The following is a 14,481-nucleotide window of genomic DNA, read 5'->3' on the forward strand; positions in this document are numbered from 1 at the left end:
ACGGTGGCCATTATTCGGTGACCGGGATTGGTCAAAATAGTTTGACTATTAGCGGCTAAAATCGCCCGGCGCTAACAGCACGGTCGCGCGACAGCTCGCCAACGGCGTGTGCAGGAGCCGCATCCATGATATGTTCAACGTCCTGCCGCCCTAACAGAGCCAAATCAATCCAACAGTTTAGATAACGGGTAATGATTCGGGAACAGGGCGTTCGGCCGGATGGGACAGATGGATATGGAAAGAACGAACCCCTACGGGGCACACAAGTAGAGACAAACAATGGGGTCGCTTCGAGAAGCGACCCCATTGTTTGCACAATTGAATTAGGCGCTGAGACCAAGTTGAGTCAATCTTAGACTAACAGAGAGAAGCGCCGCCCAAGTCATGTACTATCCGCTCCAACTCGACAATGTAGGACTCAACCGAATCATCCGATGGCGAGACTTCTGCTCGAATAATGTGGTCCCATTTATACAGGAAATTTTCAACCTGTCGATCTGGGTCATTCTTCCACAGTGGAGCAAGTGCAATCAACGCCGCATCAAAAGGATTGAAGGAAAAATTATCAGCATCAATATAGCCACCCATACCGCCCCTGTCGCAGTCATATACACTTCTAACTATTCTCTCCAATTCAATAGCCTGATTATGATTCATAAAATCACCTCCCTTTCTACTCTTGATACCCCAAAATAGAGAGGAAAAGAGTTTCGATAACATTTATCCGGTTGAAAATCATACACAATCGCTAAACATCTGTTGATTTCCGATCTCAGCCGATCACATTAAACCGATAGGCCGTTCCGGCAGTTATCCGGACGCCCCCGCGGACCCCGTGGGCCCCGGGGGCGGCGTTTTCCCAGTTGGAGGAACGGTGGAGATGTGTTTCGATGGGTTCGGTGGCCATGCTTCGCCCTCCGCCTGACACCGCTTCCCAGACCCAGTCGGACGTTCGGTCCGCCTATTCCGTTTTACCTTAAGGATAGACCAGCGGGGTATCGCCCATCTCGGCGCGCGCAGGCTCTATGAGCCCCGGCGTCAGGTCGAGCATGTCGACGGGTGTTAATGATCACTAAAAAGAGGTCCGCGTGATCGCCGGCAATCGAGCACCGTGAGCACCGAAACTGAGCAGTTTGAGCAGAAGGGCCGTACCCCGGGAACCGAGAGCGCGGCCCTCGCCATACGGTTTCCCCGGGCGGACACTTTGGCGAGGCCGCCCGGGAAGGATGGGGAGATGACCGTGCCCCTGGACACAGTGAATGATATACGGTCGACGGAGGCAGCCGGACGCCCGGGGTTCAAGATAGCCCGGGCACTTCACCTGAGCCGCAACACCGTGGCGAAGTACGCCGACATAGAGGACATGTCACCCGCCGCAACGATACCCCAAAGGAGGGCCAGGCCGACGCTCGAGTAAATCTGAATCTACCCCATCCCCTCATCTATCGCCACGAGGAACTTAACCACTTCCCCAGTATGCACGCGAACTCCCGTCCGAACAATCGAATGACCCACCATAGTATCCGCGGCCCCCAAACAAGCAGCGAACTAGAACCGTTCGAGAATCTCCTCGGCATTCTCTCGCAGATAGATGTTTAGGTCCGGCACGGCAAACTGCACGTAGCCCCTCTGTGGCGCCTGAATAACCTCTCTTTGTAGCAATTTTGCCCTAATAGAGCTAACCTCATTGGTCTTTTTACCCATGCGCCTAGCAATCTCGGATGATTTGGACTGTCGTTTGTCCTCGCACATCGCCAAAAGGTATTTGATATCGTTAGGCCCCAGTCCAGAAATCGCGGGCTCGTGAACAACATCGTGAAAACGAGCCTCTGCCAGCGCAATGCCTTCGGCAACATCGCGCTCGCTCACAATGGCACTTTTGGCACGATGCAAGTTGGCGCGCTGCCAAATGGAATAACCGACCAGTTGCACCAGATAGGCATAGCCCTTAGTGGCCTTAGCGGCTCTCGACAGAAGATTGTCCTCTATGGTCAAACCAGTCGCGACAAAGCTATCGCCCATAGAGAGCGCTACCTCCACCTGGTTGATAGGCGCCAGATCTTCGGGGAGGGCACGACGCAAGAACGTAAGCGCCTTGCCGTTAATAAGATCCATAACGCCGGCGGGTAAGCCGGCAAAGGCAAGTGCGATATCTACTTATATCGAATAATATCGAGCTGTATAAGCTTGTATAAACTTATCGCGAAAGTATCGAGTTTTCGTAATTTATCTTAGTAAGTAGTCCAACCCTGCTTTCTTCCAAGTTCATAGCGAAGGAAAGTTAAAGACTTCCTAAAAACTATTGCCTTAGACCGAGAAATACTCGCTCTCAACGGATAAGTTCGGCCCCAACCACGGATCGCCCGTCAAGAAGAACTCCGGCCAGCGCTGCATGAACAGTGCCTGTTCACGTTTCCAGCGACACATCTTTTCCTCGTTGGCCTCTTCTCTGCCGCGCGAGGTGAACTCGTAGTGGTACAGCTCGGCATAGGGCGTAAAGATGGTGCGGTAGCCCGCCTCCCATGCGCGCAGGCAAAAGTCTGCGTCGTTAAAGCCAACGGCGAATTCCTCGTTGTAGCCGCCGACCCGCTCAAATACGTCGCGTCGGACCATCTGGCAGGCACCCGTTACGGCGCAGAAGTTACCGGGGCGCACAGCGCGGGCAAGATAGCCCTCGCGCTTTGCCGAGAAGTCCTGGTTGGCATGGGCAAGTGCGCCGCGCACGCCAACCACAATGCCAGCGTGCTGCACCAGATGATCGGCAAAGTAGAGTTTGGCACCCACCACGCCCGCTTCGGAACGCTGCAGATAGCCCATCATCTCTTCAATAAAGTCGGGACTAATGACCTCGGTATCGTTGTTGAGCAGCAGCAGATAATCGCCTTTGGCGTGCTCCACGCCAAAGTTAATGATCTGGGAGTAATTGAACTCACCCGGCCAGTACACAACGCGCGCGATGCCCTTGCCTTCGGATGCTGCAGCCACGCGCTCTGGCAGGGTTTCGTAATACGCAAACGTCTCCGGGGCTTCGCTGTTGTTCTCCACCAAGACGATCTCGTAATTGGCATACGTTGCCTTCTGGGCGATCGACATCACACAGGCGTCAAGCGTCTCAATGTGATCCTTGGTGGGAATCACAATGCTCACCAGCGGCGCAGGCTCCGGCAGCGCATAGCGCATGCGGTAGACAAACGGCGTCTCGGTATCCTCAACCGTTCCGCAAATGCCCAGCGCGTTAAAGTGGCGCTGCAGCGCAAGACGACCGGCTTCAATAGCATACGGCTTGCTATCGGCAGAGCCATCGGCGGTCGATCCCGGATGCACGCGCCAGTGATACAGCACATGCGCAACATGCTCAAACCGCGCGTCCGCCGAAAGGCAGCGAAGCGTCAAGTCGTAGTCCTGGGCACCCGCAACGTCTTCCGGGGACGTGCCAATACGATCGATGAGCGCCTTCTCCACCATCAGGAAATGCGTCACGCAGTTATGGCTATAGAGCAGGTCGACGTTGAGCCGCGTCTTAAAGACCGGCTGGCCCCACTCCCCCGTTTTCTGGAACATGTCCTCGTCGCAGAACAGGACCTGGGGACGCTTGTCCTCGGCCGCCTTATTCAGCGCGGAAACATACTGGAATAACGCGTCCGGTTCCAGAATGTCGTCATGGTCCAAGAACGCGACGTAGTCGCCTGTCGCTCGCTCGATACCTGCGTTGGTGTTGAGCACAATACCGCCGTTGCCGGGAAGCTCGATGCGACGGATGCGCTCGTCGTTGGCGCCTGCCGCAAGGGCGGCCACCGCATCCCATTCAGGCGAGGCATCCATAAGGAGCAGTTCCCAGTTGTCATAACTCTGGGCTAGCACCGAGTCCAGCAGCTCGCGCAGGTATTCCCGATCAGTCTTGTAGCACGGCACCACAATACTCACGAGTGGTCTATAGGCAAAAGCCACCGAAGCGACACGCTGGCACGCCAGATCGCCCGGCTTTGCGCGATGTTGCTCAAACCAACGTCGATAAGCTGCGTCATCAGCGCGTGCATCCTTCATGCGGTTCCAGCTGTCGTCGACCATGCCGTTGTACAGGCGACCATCCATGGCGCAAAACCCGCTCTGGATCTGCTCTGTGGAATCGCTCACAATCGCGACAAAATCTCGTATATCTTGAGGCATCTCAACGCTCAGATACGTTTTATTGACACGGCATCCATTCTGCTGCGGCACATCGACCTGCGATTCGAACACATGCACGGTAGCATCGATGGCATTCATATGCGTATCGAAGATCTGAAGCTCAGGCGCGCACTGGGAGTCTCCCGCCCAGGTAACCTCATAGCGCCACACCGCGCCGGAGTCTGCCGGCAAATAGCGAATGGCATCGATCTCGTAGCGACCGCAGTGTTCGCCACGCTGCGCATCGCGGATAAGCGCACACAGCGCAGGCTTTGCTTTGTAGTTAATCTTGGATTCCAGCTTGGCCACGCGGCTATCGAGACAAATGGAGCCCAACCTTTGGCCATCGGATGCAAAAACGACATCCATCGACGAGCCATCCAAAAACGGAAGCACCAAGACAGCGAGCTCGCGCTCGTAATCGGAAACGGAAGGGCAAAGCGCCAGCACACGGCCATGATCGACCGGGAGCACCAGCGACGGCGCACAAGAACCGCTCGTAGTCGCATGGGCAAACGCCTGAGAGCCCTCCCGCTCAATATGCGCGACGACATCCTGACCGGCAAAACGAAGCAGCACAAACAGACGGCCCTGGCTGCGGCAAAGTGCCAAACGCTTGATACTCATCTACACTTCTCGCTTTCCCAGGGCGTTCGCTGCCATGCGTTTGCAGGCACCCAGGCGGCCAAACCTCAAGACGTCGTAATCGAACATGAGCTTTTTGCACCCACGGACATTGGGGGCCTTGCTGGTAAGCGCCGCGCGCACCATAGCAGCAACAGATGAAGCACATTGCGTGAGCGCAGCATCGCTACCCACGGCAGAACCGGCAAGCGCCGCGGCAACGGCAGCAAACACCTTGCCGCAGTCCGAACCCAGCAGCCTGAGCGCGTCGTACAGCACCAGATCGCACAGGAAGTATGCCAGGTCATCGGCATGTTGAGCATCGAGACCGTCGCGCTGCCAGTCAGCCAGCACCGCGGAGTAAATCTTCACGTGCTCTAGCAGGCGCGTCTCGTCGTCATAGCGCATGGTGTCCATGAGCGAGCCTTTGCGCGCCACGCGGTAGTCGTACAGCTTGTTCGAAATAAGCGCGGTCTTGCGCGAGCGACCGTACACGGCAAAATCGAAGACCTGGTCCTCGCCATACTTGACGGTTTCGTCGAACACGATCCCGTTGCCCAGCAAAAACTCACGCTTGCAAGCAGTGCGCCATGCAAAGGGGCGAGACGCCTCCTTAAACAGCAGGTCGGAGCTATAGCCTTCAAACGACACATCGCGCGGGCTCAGCACATAGTTAAGCCACGGATACCCCGCCTCCAGCGGATACGGGTTCGCGCCAAAGGTCAACACGTCGCAGTCCTCGCGCTCAAAGGCATCGACGATTACGCGGCATGCATCGGGCGTAAAGCGATCGTCGGAATCCAAGAACGCGACAATAGGCGCCGTGGACGCGGCGATGCCTGCATTGCGCGCGCTCGACAGGCCCCCGTTCTCTTTATCGACCAGCGTAAAGCGCGCGTCCTTTTCGCAATAGGCAGCCGCAATATCGCGCGAACCGTCCGGCGAGCCATCGTTGACCAGCACGCCTTCCCAATCGGGCATGTCCTGCGCAAGCAGGGAGTCCAGGCACCAGGCCAGGCACTCCTCCACTTTGTAGATGGGAACGACAACGGAAATCTTGGGGGTAGCCATAATCACTCGCTCCTACTGTGCGGCCGGAACGTCATCAGGGTGCGGGTTGTCGCCGTAGGTGCGCTGATACGTCAGCACGCGCCAAACCAGCGGCAGGCCGCCGATCTTAAAGTAATGCTTAAACGTATTGAGCTTGCCCGGCTTCTTAAAGTCAAAGCGCGAATCGATATAGGCGCGGGGCGACTTGACCATAAGACGCAAGTCGGTCTCGCCGCGTGGATCGAACAGTGACAGGTCAAAGCGACCGGCATCCCAATCGGCCTTGAGCTCGGGAGAGGCCTTCTCCCAAAACTGCTCGCGCAGTTCATCGACCAGGCGCTCATCATTCCAACGGTACGTATCGACCTTCATGCGCATTAAAATGCCCTGGAGCCGAGCCTTGAGCTCGGGACGCTCGCCCAAAAAGCGCTGCATCTCGGCATATTCGTCGCACACGCAAAACACCTTGTTGGGCGAATTAACGGAACTCTTCTCGTTATCTTGGCGATAGCACAAAATGGGGTCCGCAATAAACGCGGCACGTTCGGCACAAGCCCAAACCTTAAAGTTAAAGTCTGCGTCCTGATACGAGGCACCCGGCGTGGGAAGGAACCGAATCTGGTTGTCGTTGAGGAACTCGCGCCGATAGATAGCCGACCAAATGGAAGGTTTGCGGTAGAAGATGCCCGGGCGATCGACGGGGCGATACGCGGCGCCCGTCATATGCTCGTCGATAATCCCAAACAGTTCACGGCGTTCGCTGGGCGTGGACCAATACAGGTAAAAGTCGCCCTTTACCACATCGGCATGCTCAGCATCGGCCTTGGCGACCAGCTTTTGGAGCGAATCCTCAAACATAAAGTCGTCGGACTCTAGGATGCCCACGTACTCACCGCGTGCCATCTCCAAGCCGCGGTTCATCGAGTCGCCGTAACCGCTGTTGGCTTTGTCGATCATCTTTACACGGGGGTCGCGATCCATGTACTCGCGGATGATATCTGGCGAGCTATCGGTGGAGCCATCGTTGATGCAGATGATCTCGATGTCCTTGAGCGTCTGCGCCACGGCGGAATCGAGGCACTCGCGCAGATAGCGCTCGACATTGCAAATGGGGACAAGCAGCGAAACTTTAGGGGTATCAGAGTTCTGCAAGAGAACCTCCTGTTGAATAGCGTGTAACAGGGTTATTTTAGCAGCCGAGTTGCGACGGGCGGCAGCGCTTGGAATTAGAGAAAGCGCTCCAGGCAGGCTTTGAGACCGCGGGTCGAAAGATAGAACAGCGTGGCATCTGCCATCGAAACGCCCGAGGTCGCTGCAACGAGCTTGTGGGCAACACGGCGAACGGCGCCCTTAGCAGGAATATCCGCCCACTCCGTTCCCAAAAACGTCGTGAGGTCCATGTTGACGCGAGCCGCCACGCGATGGAAGTCATCGGCATCCAAGCGCGCCAGGTCGAACACAATTAGGTCCAAAAACCAAGTTATCAGCTCGCCGGGGCACAGGTCCAAAAGACCGTAGGCCGCCCAGTCCTCCAAGACCTCCTCGAGCATTCTCATATGGGCATCGAGCTTTTTGGCGCGAGCCTCGGCACTGTTGAACTCGTGCGTCGCCGATTCACTCTCCATCACGTAGTGGTAGAACTTATCCGGCATGACGACGGTCCTGCGGGCAAGCGCATAAGCCGCAAATTGGAAGACGACGTCCTCGCCCAAAGCCAAACCGGGGGCGAAGCGAATGCCTTCGCGACTGAGCAGCTCGCGCGAAAAAGCCGCACGGCAGGCATAGGGCTGCGCATTCGAATGGAACAGTAGTTGGGGATCACGGGCGCCGAAGGTACCAGCTTTGGGGCTCATGAGTTGCTGGACGCGTTTGGGGGCAGCATCGGCAGGTTCACAGACACCGCCAAAAACGGCGGCCTCGGCATCTGCAGACTCAATGGCATGCAGCACGCGCTCGACCATCTGAGCATCGATGTAATCGTCGGCGTCCACAAAAAAGACGGTCCCGCCCACGGCGGCATCGATGCCGGCATTTCGAGCACACGAGACGCCCGCGTTTTCCTGGTCAATCACCAGTACGCGATCGTCGGCCTGCGCAATCTGGCGCAACGCGTTCAACGAATCATCAGTCGAACCGTCGTTGACGCAGACAACCTGAATCGAGCGCTCGGACTGGGCCAACAGCGAATCGAGACATCGCTGAATGGAGCGCGCAGAGTTGTAAACGGGGACGACAATGGTAGCTTTAGGACACGAGGCCTCACCCATGCCGACCTACCCCCTCAGCGATTCGATGAGGAAGGCAGCGACCACGCCTGGCCCTCCAACCGAGGCGTAATACTTAGCACGACCCAAGGCACCATCCGTCGCAAAACTCGGATGCTCGTCAACCCAGCCCTCAGGATCTTTGAGGATGGCAGCGAGATTCGCGCGCTTCCACGGCTTGAGATCGTCAAGCGAAAACTCCCCCGCGTCCAAGGCCGCTTGGAACTCCTTGGCCATCTGAATCAGGAACTCCTTATAGAACTTAGGCGCTAGGCGCACGTAGTTCCACATGTACGAATCGTACTTAATGAGCTGATTGAACTTGAGCATGCGCGCGACGTCATCACTTGCGTGGTCACGGGCATAATCCTCTCGAATCCAACGCTCAATCTCAGCATACTCAGTATTGACGCAAAAGACCTTAGCCGAAGAATTGACCGAGGAATTCTCGTTATCCTGGCGATACGACAACACAGCATCATGCAGGTAAACAGCCTTATCGGCGCACGCGATCACCTTAAAGGCAAATGACGTGTCCTGAAAGGATGCCCCCGGAGTCGGCAGGAACGTAATGCCGTTGCGCTCAAGAAAATCGCGACGGTACACGGCAGACCAAATCGACGGCTTTTGCTTAAAGAACTGCGTCGTATCGCTCGGGTGCACCGGCTTGCCGCAGTCCTTGGCTTTAAACATCTCGTGCAGCGAACGGCGCTCCTCGGGCTTAGACCAGTAGAAATCAAAGTTCGCCTTCGCGAAGTCGGCATTATTGCTATCGGCGGCCGAGACAAGCTTTTCGAGTGCGTCGGACGCCATAAAGTCATCGGACTCCAAGATGCCCACATACTTGCCACGCGCCATCTCCAGACCGTGGTTCATCGAGTCGCCGTAGCCGCTGTTGGCCTTGTCGATCATCTTTACACGGGGGTCGCGCTCCATGTACTCGCGGATGATATCTGGCGAACTATCGGTAGAACCGTCGTTGATGCAGATGATCTCGATGTCCTTGAGCGTCTGCGCCAGGGCGGAATCGAGGCACTCGCGCAGGTAGCGCTGAACATTGTAAATGGGAATAAGCAGCGACAGAACAGGGCTGCCAGAGGCGTTAGTAGACAAATGTGCTCCTTAGGAAATACCTGTCGTTTCATGGTATCAAAGGGTCAGCGCGCCAGCGGGCGTTTATATAATCTATGGAGCCTCTTGCGGGCAAAGCAGCCCCACGTCATGCGGCGGGCCCATGGCAGGTTCCTGCGTTTTATTCAAAGCTTGCCGCCAAGGTGCGCCGAGCCTTTACAATAGGACCGTCCCAAGGACGTATTCGATAGCTTCCGCGCAGCACTCGCCCGCCGCGCGTGAAAGGATATATTGCCTCATGCCTTCAACCCCTCCCGCTCCCATCGATAAGCTCGCCATTGTCGTCGTTACGTACAAGCGCCAGGAACTCCTGGCCAACTTGTTCGACTCTATGACCGAGCTCACGGCAACGCCCTGGCGCATCGTGATTGTCGATAACGAGAATTCGCGCGAGACCGAGGCCATGTGCACCGCATTCAACGAGTGCCTGGCCAACCTGTGGGGCATCGACACCGAGCAGCCCGACGCGCAGGGCGGCACCGACCGTGTCATCTACGCCCCGCAGCTCGAAAACGGCGGCGGTGCGGGCGGCTTCTCCGCCGGCACTAAATGCGCCTACGACCTGGGCGCCCAATGGTTCTGGGTGATGGACGACGACGTGCTCGTCATCCCCGAAGGCATCGAGCGTCTTGCCAAGTGGACTGACCGCTACGATGTCATCCAGGGTTCGCGCCTGGACTTTGACGGCGGCGCCTTCTTTTGGCAATACCAACTCATCCTTTCGCTCGGCATTCCAAACCCTGTCGCCAAGTGGGACTTGGGTCCAGAGGGTTATCGCGCCATGAACCAGCTGTGCTTTGAGGGCGGCATGTTCTCGCGCCGCGTGGTCGACAAGATCGGCCTGCCCGATGCGCGCTTCTTTATCTACGGCGACGATGCCTGCTATGGCTACGTGGCCAGCCAGCACTTCCCCGCCGCCGTGGTCGCCGACGTGGTGCTCAAGCGCGCCCGCGCCGTCTCTAACTGGGATATCGCCGGCAAGCGCCAGCTCAACTCCACGAGCGACACCAACCGTTACTACATCATGCGCAACCGCGGTTATCTGGCCCGCTACATGCAGATTTACGGCGACTATCACCCCGTGCTGTTCCGTCTGGGCAACGCCGCGACCTTCTGCAAGGAGTTCATTCGCCTGGCCGCCGTTGACAAGTGCTTTAAGACCGGAATTCCGGCGCTGCGCCGCGGCATGAAGGACGCCCGCAAGATCATCAAGGACCCCAACTGGAAGCCCATGCCGCCCATGAAGGACGCAGAGTAGTAAAGGGCTTTCGTCATCCCCTATAACCGCTGGCACACCACGGACACACGCTGCCCGTCAAAGCCAAACCCCCAGCGCATGCGGCCAACGCCGGGTCGCGGCACACGGATTTCGTCGATGCCGTCGCGCTCTATGTCGAGCAGCGCCTGCACGGCCAGCAATTCCAGGCCCAGCGCATCCACACCGGGGTCATACATCATGTTGATCGTTGTCAGCGGACGTTCATCGAGCATACCGATCGTATCGGCTATGTCGAATACGGCGCCCGTAGGAAAAACTTGGATGTCCCAGCGATCCGCGCCACACTTTCGCCTCGAAGCAGGATTGGCATAGCCCGGCAATCCAAAGCAGAGTCCTTGCAAGAGTAGGTGATATGGCAGCGGTGTATCTGGGTCGGTCGCACCGATTCCCGCATCCCCCAGGATGCGGCTTAGCGCCCGCCCCACGGTATCCTCGTTCCCACGGCACAGCCCGTCGCGAAACGCATCGACGTCTCGAATGTCTTCGGCAGCGCACTCAAACCACTCAACAATCACTAGACGCAAGGCCTGTCGAAGCTCGTTATTGGGCAATCGCAAAGCACGGAGGCGATCGCCATGCTCTGGCTCCTCAGTCATATCCGTCGTAAGAAAACCGGACAGATATAGCGCTGTCCACATGCCATCGTCAGGCGAGACATCTGGCTCTGCAGTGCCCAAACAAAGCGGGACCTCAGCGCACCCATGGGCCTCGAGCAAATCAAACAAGACCGAAAGGCGGTCGAGATTCCACCCGGCAACTACCCTACTCAGGCAATCGGCATATCCATACAGATCGGCACGCACGGGCGCCGTGCAGCCTCGGTCCAGAAAACCGATCACACGCGCTGGACTCGAGCAATAGGCCCTACCAAACCGATATCCCTCGAGCCATTCACGCGCATCATCCAGGCATTCCTCGCGTCCAGTATGATTCAGCAGAGCCTCGACCTCGGCATCCGAAAAGCCGAACCAACGGTCACACCAGGTCGAAAGCGGCGTCGTCAGACAATACGAGCAGCCGTGCAAAGAAAGCGCCGCTTCAGCAGGTCCGGGACGCTCCCCCATCAGACACGTCAGCCGCAACGAATCGCGCGCAGTGGCAATGGCGTCAAACAGCACACGGTCAAGTAGTTCTGCCGGATCGGCGTCGGATGCGTCCCTCGCGCTCGCACGGCGAGACCACGCCGCATCGTACCCATCAACGAGCAATACAACCTGCCCATCGCAGGCAATCTCCAGCAGCTCAATGAGCACGCCAAGCACCGAGGCGACCTCATCCTCGCTCGCCGCGCCACGCGCAACGCGTTCGATGTGACGCACCTTGTCTCGAGCTAAATCCGGAGCCTCCAAGAGCGCCAACAAGCGAGCGCACTCGCCCGAAAGGGCATCGCGCACGACGTCGGCAATAGCGGCACCACGCCTCGCAGCGGCAGAAAAGTCCAGCGATATCACCGGATAGCAAGCGTACTCATCCCGATAGCGCCCGCCGTCTGCATCCCAAATCTGAGCATCGGCAAACAAACGCTGACCAGCACGACCGACCGCTGGACGCTCCAGAAAAGCCCTGAGCATCGACAAGTTCATGCTCTTGCCAAAACCCTCGGGTCGACAGCACACCACAACGGACGCGTCGCAGTCCAACACATCGGCAATAAACATGGTCTTGTCAACCAGCATGCAGCAACCAAGGGCCTCCGCATAGTCGTGCATGCCAATGGGCAAAACCGCATCGTCGGCACAGCCGATCAAGCGCACGCCAAAGCCAGCAGTACAATCAACATTTGCCTGTTCAGACACCAAAACGTTCCCCCTAAATCGCTGCACGATGCAAATTGTAATGACCGCCTCGCGCGTACCGATGTCGCCGCGCGAACATATCGGGCAACGGTAGCAACAAGAGGCGTGAGGGGGCATAACTAATCGTTGCACAACAAAACGGGGCCCGATGCATTCGCACCGGACCCCGTCCCAACTCTTTAGTTATCTAGCAACCAAGAGGCTACTCCTCCGAGCCGTCCTCCCCAGAAGCCTTCTTCTGCTGATCGAGCTTATGCTTACCACTTACGATAGACGTAGCGCCCAGCGTGGCCAAGCTTGCACTGGCAAGGCTCGCCATAACGATAAGGTCGCCCGTCTTGGGCATGTTACCGCCAGATGACTTGGTCGTTGTAGTCGTCGTGGTCGTGGTGGTCACCGTTTTGGAGTCATTTTGCTCCTGGACCTGGTCATCGGTGTTGCCCTTACCGCTGTCCTCGCCCTGCTGCTTTCCGTCCCCGGTCTTGTCCTTGTTCTCGTCCTTCTCATCAGAGCTAGGACCCTTATCGGATTCAGCCTTCTCGGAAGCCTTGTCCTTTGAGTCGCCCTTTGCGGCCTCGGTCTTTTCCATGGAAACCTGATCAGAGTTGTCCTTGTTCTGGGCCGAGCCGTTATTGACGCCAGCCATCAGCGAAGAACCCAGCGTAGAACCAAGCTGCTCGGAGAAAGAAGGCTTCTTGTCCGGCGAAGCAACGGGAGCGTCCGGCGCCTTATTCGAGTCGTCCTTGGAAGCATCGGAATCAGGGGTCGTGTCAGAGCCGGAGCCGTTGTTAGAGCCGGTGTCAACGGACGAATCGCTCGAGCCGGTAGATGAGTTAGAGGTGTCAGCGCCGGTCGAACCAGAAGCGTCGCTGTCCGTATTGCCGGCAGAGCTTGAAGGCGAATCGCCCGCAGCAGAGCCGTTCGAATCGGAGCCGTTCGAGGTAGAGCCGTCGTTGGTAGTGCCACCAGCAGAGCCATTACCGTCAGCATCGGTCGAGGGCGCATCCATCCTGTCATCGTTGGCATCGTCACTCGAGTCGTCATTCGAATCAGGTGTCGGCGAGGGCACCGGCGTGGGCTCGGGCTGCACGGGCGTCGCAGCGGCTGCCTCGTCCTCGGCGATATAAGCCAAGCAGTCCTTTAGCTCATTGCGGTAGCGGTTCTTCCAGCCCTCGTGGTACTGGGGCTGGCTTGCATACTTGGTCGCCACGTTATTGACCACGCTGTTGGAAAGCGCCGTCACAAACTCGCGGTCGGACATATCGTTGGAAAGATTCGCCCAGCGGAAAAAGTCCCTGCAGCCACCGGTGCCGCACATGTTGGTAATGCTCCACACCATGCCCTTAACGCAGTCGGCGCGGCCCGAAATATCAATACCCAGGCCGCTCTTGAGCCACGCCTCGGTCACCGCATAGTACGAGTTGTACGCATACGCATCCTGCAGAGCCGAAAACTCAGCAGGATCGGTGTTATAAGCACCCTGGAAGGCCTCCTGTGCAATACGGCCCAGCTCGGTAAGCTGGTCGTTCTCGTACATGGCATTGCTCGCGTTGGAAATCTCGCTGCCGCGATCAATCGCATCCTTGAGCATGCCGTACTTGGCAGAATCGTAGTTGTAAACCTGCTTCATAAACGGAATGAGCGACCAACGACGATCGAACTGGTAATAGCCCAGCGCGTTGTAGCCGTCACCATACGAAAAGCCCTGGTTATAGTTGCCATGGCTCTCATATTTGGTGAAGTACTTCATCTCGGGAGTCACGTTGACAAACGAGACACCCTGAACCGACCTCAACACGCCCGAGAAGGACTGTTGGGTGTAAAGGCCCTTATCGATATCGGTGGCATCCGAGGCAATGCCCGGCGTGGGCTCCTCGGCAGCGGCGGGTGCCGGCGCGGAAACGGCGCCAAACGAAAGCGCCAGCGTCAGGCCCGCGACAATAGCAGAATGCTTGGGCTGCATAAGATCCTCCCTGCATTGGTGTAGTTAAAGTTCAGTTTGCAAAGATAAAAATAAGTATTGCAGCTCGCCCGTTGTTGCACAACAACCCCTCGGTAAACGGCAACAACCCTCCGCGAAACCTTGATTATCGACTTTATCCGAACACCTCCCACATTCATCCGCACATGTGCGGATGAATGTGGGAACCCGATACCCTGAGGGCCGGAT

General features: G+C 57.3%; 10 protein-coding genes. 1 reads left to right on the forward strand and 9 read right to left on the reverse strand.

Annotated elements, in window-relative coordinates; genetic code table 11:
• Positions 1–357: 357 nt before the first annotated feature.
• The 7 genes from FGQ67_RS09700 to FGQ67_RS09730 all read right to left on the reverse strand — a co-directional run bounded on the left by FGQ67_RS09700 (position 358) and on the right by FGQ67_RS09730 (position 9,218).
• Positions 358–657, reverse strand: a complete 300-nt coding sequence (locus FGQ67_RS09700) for a hypothetical protein (RefSeq protein WP_138341727.1) — start codon at positions 655–657, stop codon at positions 358–360.
• Positions 658–1,548: 891 nt separating this feature from the next.
• Positions 1,549–2,115: a hypothetical protein gene (locus tag FGQ67_RS09705; RefSeq protein ID WP_212746038.1), complete on the reverse strand. Its 567-nt coding sequence runs from the start codon at positions 2,113–2,115 to the stop codon at positions 1,549–1,551.
• 192 nt (positions 2,116–2,307) lie between these two features.
• Positions 2,308–4,794: a glycosyltransferase family 2 protein gene (locus FGQ67_RS09710; RefSeq protein ID WP_138341729.1), complete on the reverse strand. Its 2,487-nt coding sequence runs from the start codon at positions 4,792–4,794 to the stop codon at positions 2,308–2,310.
• A complete protein-coding gene (locus tag FGQ67_RS09715; RefSeq protein ID WP_138341731.1) occupies positions 4,795–5,862 on the reverse strand; it encodes a glycosyltransferase family 2 protein in 1,068 nt (355 codons plus the stop codon).
• A 12-nt stretch (positions 5,863–5,874) separates the two neighbouring features.
• A complete protein-coding gene (locus tag FGQ67_RS09720; RefSeq protein WP_171025298.1) occupies positions 5,875–6,993 on the reverse strand; it encodes a glycosyltransferase family 2 protein in 1,119 nt (372 codons plus the stop codon).
• A 74-nt stretch (positions 6,994–7,067) separates the two neighbouring features.
• On the reverse strand, positions 7,068–8,108 hold the full coding sequence (locus tag FGQ67_RS09725) for a glycosyltransferase family 2 protein (protein ID WP_138341735.1): 1,041 nt from the start codon (positions 8,106–8,108) through the stop codon (positions 7,068–7,070).
• A gap of 6 nt (positions 8,109–8,114) precedes the next feature.
• Positions 8,115–9,218, reverse strand: coding sequence for a glycosyltransferase family 2 protein (locus FGQ67_RS09730; protein WP_138341737.1), 1,104 nt, complete (start codon positions 9,216–9,218; stop codon positions 8,115–8,117).
• Positions 9,219–9,474: 256 nt separating this feature from the next.
• Between FGQ67_RS09730 and FGQ67_RS09735 the strand changes: the two genes are divergently transcribed.
• Positions 9,475–10,494, forward strand: coding sequence for a glycosyltransferase (locus FGQ67_RS09735; RefSeq protein ID WP_138341739.1), 1,020 nt, complete (start codon positions 9,475–9,477; stop codon positions 10,492–10,494).
• 20 nt (positions 10,495–10,514) lie between these two features.
• Here the strand turns inward: FGQ67_RS09735 and FGQ67_RS09740 are convergent, their stop codons facing one another.
• On the reverse strand, positions 10,515–12,311 hold the full coding sequence (locus FGQ67_RS09740; protein WP_171025299.1) for an AAA family ATPase: 1,797 nt from the start codon (positions 12,309–12,311) through the stop codon (positions 10,515–10,517).
• A 202-nt stretch (positions 12,312–12,513) separates the two neighbouring features.
• Positions 12,514–14,274: a VgrG-related protein gene (locus FGQ67_RS09745; RefSeq protein WP_138341743.1), complete on the reverse strand. Its 1,761-nt coding sequence runs from the start codon at positions 14,272–14,274 to the stop codon at positions 12,514–12,516.
• Between the last annotated feature and the right edge of the window lie 207 nt (positions 14,275–14,481).

This window comes from Collinsella aerofaciens (assembly GCF_005845035.1).
GTDB lineage: Bacteria > Actinomycetota > Coriobacteriia > Coriobacteriales > Coriobacteriaceae > Collinsella > Collinsella aerofaciens_I.

What these genes read in the sequence shown, in the direction of transcription:
- FGQ67_RS09700 (WP_138341727.1), bottom strand. Translation starts at nt 657, where the DNA reads ATGAATCATAATCAGGCTATTGAATTGGAGAGAATAGTTAGAAGTGTA.
- FGQ67_RS09705 (WP_212746038.1), bottom strand. Translation starts at nt 2,115, where the DNA reads ATGGATCTTATTAACGGCAAGGCGCTTACGTTCTTGCGTCGTGCCCTC.
- FGQ67_RS09710 (WP_138341729.1), bottom strand. Translation starts at nt 4,794, where the DNA reads ATGAGTATCAAGCGTTTGGCACTTTGCCGCAGCCAGGGCCGTCTGTTT.
- FGQ67_RS09715 (WP_138341731.1), bottom strand. Translation starts at nt 5,862, where the DNA reads ATGGCTACCCCCAAGATTTCCGTTGTCGTTCCCATCTACAAAGTGGAG.
- FGQ67_RS09725 (WP_138341735.1), bottom strand. Translation starts at nt 8,108, where the DNA reads ATGGGTGAGGCCTCGTGTCCTAAAGCTACCATTGTCGTCCCCGTTTAC.
- FGQ67_RS09735 (WP_138341739.1), top strand. Translation starts at nt 9,475, where the DNA reads ATGCCTTCAACCCCTCCCGCTCCCATCGATAAGCTCGCCATTGTCGTC.
- FGQ67_RS09745 (WP_138341743.1), bottom strand. Translation starts at nt 14,274, where the DNA reads ATGCAGCCCAAGCATTCTGCTATTGTCGCGGGCCTGACGCTGGCGCTT.